Annotated in this window: 6 protein-coding genes and 2 pseudogenes; 4 read left to right on the forward strand and 4 right to left on the reverse strand. The window is 68.9% G+C overall.

Features of this window, described 5'->3' with window-relative positions; genetic code table 11:
* Positions 1 to 135 precede the first annotated feature (135 nt).
* Positions 136 to 512, forward strand: a pseudogene (locus tag ACTWQJ_RS39920) (XRE family transcriptional regulator); the annotation flags it as partial.
* A gap of 55 nt (positions 513 to 567) precedes the next feature.
* On the opposite strand, the gene ACTWQJ_RS39925 reads toward ACTWQJ_RS39920, so the two are convergent.
* The 4 genes and pseudogenes from ACTWQJ_RS39925 to ACTWQJ_RS39940 form a co-directional block, all read right to left on the reverse strand.
* A complete protein-coding gene (locus tag ACTWQJ_RS39925; RefSeq protein ID WP_443311340.1) occupies positions 568 to 1197 on the reverse strand; it encodes a DUF2180 family protein in 630 nt (209 codons plus the stop codon).
* Positions 1198 to 1342: 145 nt separating this feature from the next.
* On the reverse strand, positions 1343 to 1507 hold the full coding sequence (locus ACTWQJ_RS39930) for a hypothetical protein (RefSeq protein WP_443311336.1): 165 nt from the start codon (positions 1505 to 1507) through the stop codon (positions 1343 to 1345).
* A 663-nt stretch (positions 1508 to 2170) separates the two neighbouring features.
* Complete coding sequence (locus ACTWQJ_RS39935; protein WP_443311337.1) at positions 2171 to 2707, reverse strand: MarR family winged helix-turn-helix transcriptional regulator; 537 nt, start codon at positions 2705 to 2707, stop codon at positions 2171 to 2173.
* Between the two features lie 34 nt (positions 2708 to 2741).
* Positions 2742 to 3446, reverse strand: a pseudogene (locus tag ACTWQJ_RS39940) (PP2C family protein-serine/threonine phosphatase); the annotation flags it as partial.
* Between the two features lie 704 nt (positions 3447 to 4150).
* On the opposite strand from ACTWQJ_RS39940, the gene ACTWQJ_RS39945 reads away from it, so the two are divergent.
* The 3 genes from ACTWQJ_RS39945 to ACTWQJ_RS39955 form a co-directional block, all read left to right on the forward strand.
* Entirely contained in the window at positions 4151 to 5221 is a 1071-nt protein-coding gene (locus ACTWQJ_RS39945) for a methyltransferase domain-containing protein (RefSeq protein ID WP_443311338.1), read from the forward strand.
* Positions 5222 to 5518: 297 nt separating this feature from the next.
* Positions 5519 to 7273 carry a hydroxysqualene dehydroxylase gene (locus ACTWQJ_RS39950; RefSeq protein ID WP_443311339.1) on the forward strand — a complete coding sequence of 585 codons (1755 nt, stop codon included), beginning with the start codon at positions 5519 to 5521 and terminating at the stop codon, positions 7271 to 7273.
* A 612-nt stretch (positions 7274 to 7885) separates the two neighbouring features.
* A partial coding sequence (locus ACTWQJ_RS39955; RefSeq protein ID WP_443311341.1) for an alpha/beta fold hydrolase occupies positions 7886 to 8699 on the forward strand: 814 nt, incomplete at its 3' end.

Genomic DNA, 8699 nt, shown 5'->3' on the forward strand with positions numbered 1-8699 from the left:
CCCGCAACGCTTGGGGTGGGGTTCCTCGGTTGAGCGCCGGGCAGGCCTTGCACCTGCATCTTCCCGCAGGAAGCCTACCGACGAGCTGCGGGTCACCCGGACCGCCCGGCCGCACCGAACCGGCGACGCGGACCATGCACGGAAGAGGCCGGTGACTGGCACCTGCGTGCCAAGACCTACAGCTTCCTCGCCCGTCAGGCCATCTGGATCGGTGACCCGGACACCGGTCTGACCTACGCGGAGAAGGGCCTGGTGCGTTCGGACCGCCTGACCGCGACCGAACGAGCCATGCTGCACAGCGCCCGCGCCCGCGCATTCGGGAAGATGCACGACATCCAGGGGACCCTGGCCGCAGTGAGGCGGCCGACGACGCCTTCGCCCAGTCCAACCCGGCATAAGACTCGCCGTGGATGGCCTACTACGACGAGGCCCAGCACCACGGCGACACCGCTCACGCGCTCTTTGACCTAGCCAGCCACAAAGACCAGGACCCCGGACAGGCCGGGCGACGTCCCCGGCCAATGCTGTGCACGCATTGCGCTGGTCGACGCGTCTACCACCGCGCCCTCAGTCCTCATGCACGGCACGGGAGCAGACCCCGCACAAGAGTTCTCGTGCCGCAGGCTCATGTGTGGCCTTTCCCATGCCCACGAGTTGTGTGATCGTTTTCGTTTCATCCCGTACATGCTCCGAGCAGAGAGCGGCACCGCAGGAGCGGCAGATGGCCACCGCGGTGGAAACGCGCTCCAGGGCAAGACAGTCGAAGCAGTTCATGACGCGTTCCCTTTCATCAATCCCTCCCACCGATCTTGCCGATCGGCCTTCCCGCCAACTCCGCCATGGGGCAAGCCGAGCTGCCCCTGTCCTCCGAGTGCGGCGGCGTGACCGGGCATGGCCCGGTGCCGAGGCAATCCAGAGCCTGAACGATCGACCACCACCGCCCGGCCGGCCGCGGCTTCCCCATATCCCCCTGACGCGGAGGAGTGCGCGATCGCGAGGAGGGTCGCCAGGACGGCCGCGAGGACCCCGACAACAGCGATCTCCCCCCAGTCGTACCGTCGCCCGCGGCACGCGCGGGTTCGGCGAAGAGCGCGTCGAGGCGCGATGCGCTGGGCCAGCCGGTTCGCGGATCAGATGCCGTTCGATGTCGGCACACGCCCGCTCGACTCCGGTCGGGTTTTCCCTCCAGCCGTCCATCTTGTCCACCTCCAGCCTCTCAGCGGAGGAACCTCCGTCAGCCGCGGGAAGCTGAGGGGCAGTTTCACGAGTACCCCTCGACGCTTGCCCTATGCAAAACTTCGGGCCGCGGTTACCCGGAGGGCGGGAGCCCAATTACCCCGGATCAGCCCGCTTTCCGCCCTGTGAACGGCGTTCGGACCGGCCTGAGCCGGAAGGAGCGTACGACCGCGACCACACTCCCGGCGACCAGCGTCAGCGCCAGGGCGCCCGAGCCGATCAGGGCCGCACGCTCGGCCCCCCGGGGCGGCAGGACCACGTGGCGGCACATCCCCTTCAGGGTCGGACACCACCGCCAGCGCGTCACCGGGCCGGGTCGACTGGCGACAGCCCCGCCAGATGCGCGTCCGGAGTGGAGCCCCGTCGCCGTCGGCCACGGAACACAGGTAGCGGCCGTGGCCCCGGCCTGCCCCGGGGCCGGCCTCGACCGAGGTCACCACGACCGACTGCACCTGACCGCGCTGTGCCGGTACCATTCCCGCCGCCGTCTGCGGTACCAGCAGAGCAAGGCAGACGCCCAGTACGGCGACGACGCCGACGAGCGCGCGTCCGGCGCCGGTGATCTGCAGATACAGGGCAAGCGCGGCAGCGAGGACCAGCCCGGCCTCGCCACTGGCAAGGGTCGGCGTCCCGGTCCACACCCCCGCGGCACCGACCCCGACGATCAGGCCCGCGCCCAGGACACCGGCCAGCAGACCCTCTCCTACCAGCCACCAAGGAGGCGGCCCGACGAACTCGGCCGGTCCCCACAAGGTCGCTCGCAGGTGAGCCGCCAGCCCGACTTCCGCCACGGGTGGTCGCCGACGCGGCCGGCGCATGAGTTCCCTCCCTGGCATGGTCCGTGGTCCAGGTCGGCAGCCCCGACCTCCACATCCCTTGCATTATGCAAAATTCACCAGGGAGCAGGAAGCCTGCACCGGACGTGAGGTGGTCTTCAGGCCCCGTGCCGCACAGCCGGGCCGTCCTCCCAGCCCAGGGGATGCGGACCCGGATCCCCCTCGGCCGGTGCGAGGGGCTCTCCACCCGCCTCGTTGAAGGCCGTGAGCGCCTCGACGAGTGCCGCGCGCTGGTGCGGGTCCAGGCGTTCGACGATCGCGGCGATCTCACTCCGCCGCCGCGCGGTCACGTCAGCTACGGTGCGCCGTCCCTCCTCGGTGAGCTGGAGCAGGGTCTCGCGTCGGTTGTCCGGGTTGGTATGCCGGTCGGCCAGACCGGCCGTGATCAGCCGGTCGACCATCCGCATCGCCGTCGAGGGCGCCACCTGGAGCACATCGGCGAGAGCCACCAGCTTCATGGCGCCGCGGCTGGACAGCACCACCAGCATCCGGAACTGCGGCAGCGTCACCCGTTCCTCGACCTTCGCGAGGGAGCGGGCCGAAACGGCGACCAGCAGCCGCGACGCCGTCAGCACCGCACGGGTCACCGCATCGACGTCGTCCATGCCCCCCGCGGGGGCCTGCTGCTCCGGCATGCGTCCTTTCTACCGTGCCGAAGCGCCCTCCCCGTCAGCCGATCGGCACCGATTTTCCTCCCTCATGACCGTGGTAGCGCAGCAGGAGCATCGCGGCGTCGTCGTGCGGCGGCCCGGCGGCGTGCCGGACCAGGTCCTCGCGCAGAGCGTCCAGCGCGCTCTGCGCGTCGGGCTCCCTGAGCAGGTGCGCCCGGTCGCCGAGCGGGTAGAAGGCGCCGTCTGCGTCCCGGGCCTCGGTGACCCCGTCGGTGTAGAGCAGCAGTTGCTCACCCGGCCCGAACGCCACCCGGTACGGTTTCGGGCCCTCTCCGCCGTGCGCGCTCAGGCCAAGCGGCAGGGAGTACGCCGGCGGCTGCGGGAAGTCGGCCGTACCGTCCCGCCGTACGACGAGCGGGGCCGGATGGCCGTAGTTGAGGAAGACGGCCTCCTTGTCCGAGCCGATCTCGGCGAGGATCGCGGTCACGAACTTCTCGCCCTCCAGTTCCCGGGTCACGCTGCGCTCCAGACGCTCGCCCAGCCCCAGCAGGTCCGGCTCGTCGTGCGCCGCCTCCCGGAACGCGCCGAGCACCACGGCGGCCGTCTCCACCGCGGCCAGTCCCTTGCCCTGCACATCCCCGACGATCACCCGGACACCGTGCGGCGAGGCGACCACCTCGTACAGGTCCCCTCCGATGCGCGCCTCCGCGACGGCCGAGGTGTAGGACACCGCCGCCTGCAGCGGGCCCGCGGTCAACGGCACTGCTCATGCGGTGCTCCTCAAGCCTTCGCCGCCACCACGGATTCGGTGACGCGCGGAACCAGAGTTGCCTGTGCGGTGAACGGGGCAGGAGGGTTCCACCACTGCGTCAGGGTCTCGTAAGAACTCACGCTCGATCCGATACCGGCCGCCGGGACGTGGATACCACGTGCATTTCGCAATGATCGACCACGAGGGGCCGAGCCGACGGCCGGCATCCGCCCAGCTCCCAGAGGCCGGACCCGGGAAGCGACCGCGACCGTGGCGGATCACTCGCCCCGTTGGCCGTTGCCACGGCATTGCAGCCCGTCTTGGACGACCGATAGGCGCGGGCGTCGGCCTGGTGCAGCTGCAAGTACCAGATGTCCACGTCATGCGCCCGAGCGGCCATCTCCTGCGCGTCGTTGCGCCGGACATCGGGAGCCGGGTACGAGCTATGGCCGAAGGCTTTCATGTCCGGCCCATATCCGGGCCAAGCACAGTCACCACCGCGCCTCATGGCGCTGTGACCAGGCGGCCTGCGCTTCGAAGTTGTATCACATCCTCTTTGTGCTCGGGCCTCTGCCCGTCCGATACTCGGATCGGGTGAGGCAAACCGCCCGAGCGCCCCTGCTCGTCGTGGCGGGCGGACACGGACGCAGCCCGGTGTTTGGCTTGCCGGGCCGGTCGCTCTCCGCGATCGTGCTCGACTTGCCGGGAGGGACATCATGGCGGCACCGCGCGAGTTGGACGAGGCAAAGGTCGAAGCCTTCATGGAGAAGGCGCTCAGGGACCTCAGCGGGACGATGACGATCGGCCTGTGCCACCTGGGCGACCGGCTGGGCCTGTTCAAGGACCTCGCCACCAGTGGCCCCGCCGGCAGCCAGGAGCTTGCGGACCGTCTGGACCTGAACGAGCGTTACGTACGCGAGTGGCTGCGTGGACTCACCGCCGCGGGCTATCTGGAGGAACCGGAACCCGGGCGCTTCGCCCTTCCCGCCGAACACGCCCCCGCCCTGGCCGACGAATCAGGGCCCATGTTCCTCGGCGGCGTCTACCAGATGATCCCCGCCGCCCTGGCACCGTACGAACGACTGTGCCAGATGTTCCGGAGTGGAGGCGGCGTACCACAGAGCGACTACCCGGACATCCTGTGGGACGGCATGAGCCGTTTCACCGGCAGCTGGTTCGAGAGCGTGATGGTCGACGACTGGCTGAGCACCTTCCCCCACGTCGTCGAGAAGCTGGACCGGGGCATCGACGTCGCGGACGTGGGATGCGGCGCGGGCCGCGCCCTGATCGTGCTCGCCCAGGCGTTTCCCCGCTCGCGTTTCACGGGCTTCGACAACTTCCCGGCCCAGGTGGAACGTGCCCGGCAGAACGCGGAGAAGGCCGGCGTGGCCGACCGGGTGACCTTCGAAACGCTGGATGTCACCCAGGGGCTTCCCGGGCACTACGACCTGATCACCACCTTTGACGTCATCCACGACGCGGCTGAACCGAAGCAGCTTCTTTCCGCCATCAGGGCTGCGGTCAAGGACGACGGCGACTACCTGATGCTCGAGATCAACTGCCGGGACCGCCCCGAGGACAACGTGGGCCCCGTCGCAACGATGTTCTACGGGTTCAGCATGTTCTACTGCATGACCACGTCCCTCGCGAACGGTGGGGCCGCCCTCGGAACGTGCGGTATGCCCGAGGCGGTCGTACGCAGTATGTGCGCCGAGGCAGGCTTCAGCGACGTGGCCCGCTCCACGACGGACGACCCTTTCAACGTCCTCTACGACATCACGCCGTAACCCGACACGGACTTGCGGCAACGGCCCCTGCGCGAACGACGCATGACGAGTACAAATATGGGGCTGCGGGTGGTGATGAACTGACTGCTCGGGTATCGCCGCGTCAGCCGGGGGCAACGGTGCACGCGGCACATGAAGAGGTCTTACGTGCGTGCGAGGCCCGTGCAGGTCAAGTGCGGCACCAGGCCCGCTGTTTCACCGATGTGCGGAAGATGCGAACATGACGAGCCCAGCGTTCCGATCTTGCGGGTGCCCCTCTAGCGTCCCGGCGACGACGCCGTCGAGGGGGAGGGTGCAATGCCGGGACGCAGGCAGGTGCTGGGCTGGGGTGGATCGCTGGCGGCAGCCGGCGCGTTCGGACTCCGGCCCGCGAAGGCGACCGCAGCGCAGCGGGCCCGAACGAGAGTGGCTGTACTCGGCGGCGGTATCGGCGGCCTGACCGCCGCCCACGAGCTCGCCGAGCGCGGCTTCGACGTCACCGTCTACGACCGGCGAGCGGAATGGGGCGGTAAGGCGCGCAGCCTTCCGGTGACCGGCACGGCCACCGGTGGCCGCCGCAACCTGCCCGGTGAACACGGCCATCGAGGCTTCTTCGGCTTCTACACCAACCTTCCGGACACCATGCGGCGCATCCCCTTCGGTGACCGGACACACGGCGTCTGGGACAACCTCGTCACCGTCCCCTACTTCGCGTTCAACAGAGAGAACGGCAAGGGCGATCTCTACCTTCCCATCCTCCCGCCCGACACACGCACCCTCGACCCGGGCACCCTCCCCCTCGTCATCGAGGGGCTGTTGCGCACCATGCCCCAACTCCTGCCCCATGAATGCGCGTTGCTCGGCCGGAAACTCGCCGTCCTCATGACGAGCTGCGACGAGCGCCAGTTCGGACAGTGGGAGCACACCGGCTGGCTCGACTTCATCGAATACGAGGGCAAGTCGGACTTCTACCAGGTGATGTGGGGCGGCTCGGCGAAGGTCATCGAGGCTCTGCGGCCCGAGACCGCCAGCACCCGGACCTGCGGGCAGGGCATCGCGAAAATCCTCTACTCCATGCTCGGCATGGGGCCCGACGGCCCGTTCGACCGGATCCTCGACGGTCCCACCAGTGAACGCTTCATCGACCCGTGGGTGCGGCACCTTGCATCCTTGGGCGCCCGCTTCGTCACCGGGCATCTCGTCGAAGCCCTCGAACTCGGCTCCGACGGCCGCATCACGGCCGCTCACGCCCGCACCGCGGCCGGTCCCGCGCGGATCGACGCCGACTGGTATGTGGCCGCTCTCCCCGTGGACCGCGTACGGCAGTTGTGGTCTCCCGAGATCCGGGCGGCCGATCCTCAACTCGCCAAGATGGACGGACTGCGCACCACGTGGTGCCAGGGCATCATGTACTACCTGAAGGAGACCTTCCGCGGCCCCGTCTCCCACCTCGCCCTCATGGATTCCCCGTGGGCACTGGCCCCGGTCGGGCAGTCCCGCTTCTGGTCCGACCCCTTCACCGAGACCTGGGGCGACGGCGTGGCCGCCGAATCCCTCTCCGTCGTCATCTCGGACTGGGACACACCCGGCCCCCTCTACGGCAAACCGGCCAAGGAATGCACCCCGAAGGAGATCTCAGAGGAAGTCTGGGCGCAGATGAAGGCAGGCCTCGAGGACAACGGCGATGTCATCCTCCCCGACGGCATCGTCCATTCCTGGTTCCTCGACCCGGCCGTCACCCAGACCGCCGTCGGCAGGCTCGAGAACGACGACACATATTTCCTCAACGACGTCTCCTCCTGGCACCTGCGATCCGAAGCCGTCACCGCCATCCCCAACCTCTTCCTCGCCGGCGACCACGTGCGCGCCCACAGCAACCTCGACTTCACATCCATGGAGACCGCCAACGAGACCGGCCGCCGAGCCGCCAACGCCGTGCTGGAGGCCGCCGGTGCCGACGGAGCCGACGAGGTCCGTCTCTTCGGCGGCGTAGAACCACCGGGATTCGCCGAACTCAAGGCCGCCGACCACATCCGCTACCGGCTGGGCCTGCCGCACGTCCTCGATATCTGAGAGGCCGTACCCCTGCGCATTCCTGGTGTTCCATTCCATGGGAATCGATCACGCACGCGCATAGCTCGGCACCGCACCCCTCCCGTCGGCATAACAGCCGTTGCAGCACGCCGGTGAGCCGGACGTCCGACACGCACCTGGCCGCCGCCCGCCGCCACGCCGACCGGGCACCGGCCCCGTTCCGGAACGGCGTGCACCGGTGGATCGACGTCCTATGCAATTGGCCTTGATCGCATGGCAGAGGCACGAAGGATATCGACAGGTCTGGTCCGGCTTCGGGCACCCGCAACCCCAGGCGCGTCACCCGTCACAGTGGGGCGGCGGCTCCGTGAGCCCGAGGGCACCGACGCCTGAGCGGCCGCGCGTGCTGCTTCTGTGCCGTATGCCACATCAGTCGTCTTGTGATGAGGCGCAGTCGCGCCCAGAAGTGCAGGTCGCGACGGTACTCCGATGTCTCCGGGAGGATCTGGCCGACGCAGGGTGTGATGTAGCCAACTCCAGCAAAATCAACTTGTCGACTTAGATTCCTTCAGCGCGCATGAGGTTACGAGCGCGTTAACCGGAGAGTCGCCGAAGGCGCGTGCGCCCTGGAGAGGAGTCGCTGTGGCAAGCATCCCCCCACAGCCTGGTGAGTGCGCGCAATTGCGTGTTGTCCATCAGTCCATCCCGCGCCAGTACCGGGTCGTGCACGGCCACCGCTGGGCGTTCCGCATGGCCGGCGAAGGCCCGGCCGTGCTGCTGATCCATGGCATCGGTGACTCGTCCGACACCTGGGCCGATCTGATTCCCGCGCTGGCTCGCCACTACACGGTGATCGCTCCCGACCTGCTGGGCCACGGGTCCTCCGACAAGCCCCGCGGCGACTATTCGGTGCCCGCCTATGCCAACGGAATGCGGGACCTGCTGGGGGTGCTGGGCATCGACAAGGTGACACTCGTCGGGCACTCCCTGGGCGGCGGGGTGGCCATGCAGTTCGCCTATCAGTTCCCCGAGCGCACCGAGCGGCTGGCGCTGGTGAGTACCGGTGGGGTGGGCCGCGGCGTCACCCCAGCGTTGCGCGCGGCCTCGCTGCCCGGAGCCCATCTGGCCCTGTCCTGGCTGCGGCTTCCGACGGTGCGGACGCAGACCGCCATGGCGATCCGGCTGCTGAAACTGCTCGATACCGGACTCGGCCAGGACGCCCCGGATCTACTGCGACTGGTGGACGCGCTGCCCGACGCCGCCTCGCGTGATGCTTTCATCCGCACGCTGCGCGCAGTGGTCGACTGGCGCGGCCAGGTGGTGACCATGCTCGACCGCTGCTATCTGACTGCCGGTATGCCGACCCTGCTGATCTGGGGCTCGCGCGACCAGGTGGTGCCTGCCCAGCACACCGGGCAGGCACACACGGCGATGCCCGGCAGCCGCCTGGGGGTTTTCGAGGGGG

Source organism: Streptomyces sp. KR55 (assembly GCF_052245645.1).
GTDB classification, from domain to species: domain Bacteria; phylum Actinomycetota; class Actinomycetes; order Streptomycetales; family Streptomycetaceae; genus Streptomyces; species Streptomyces flavusporus.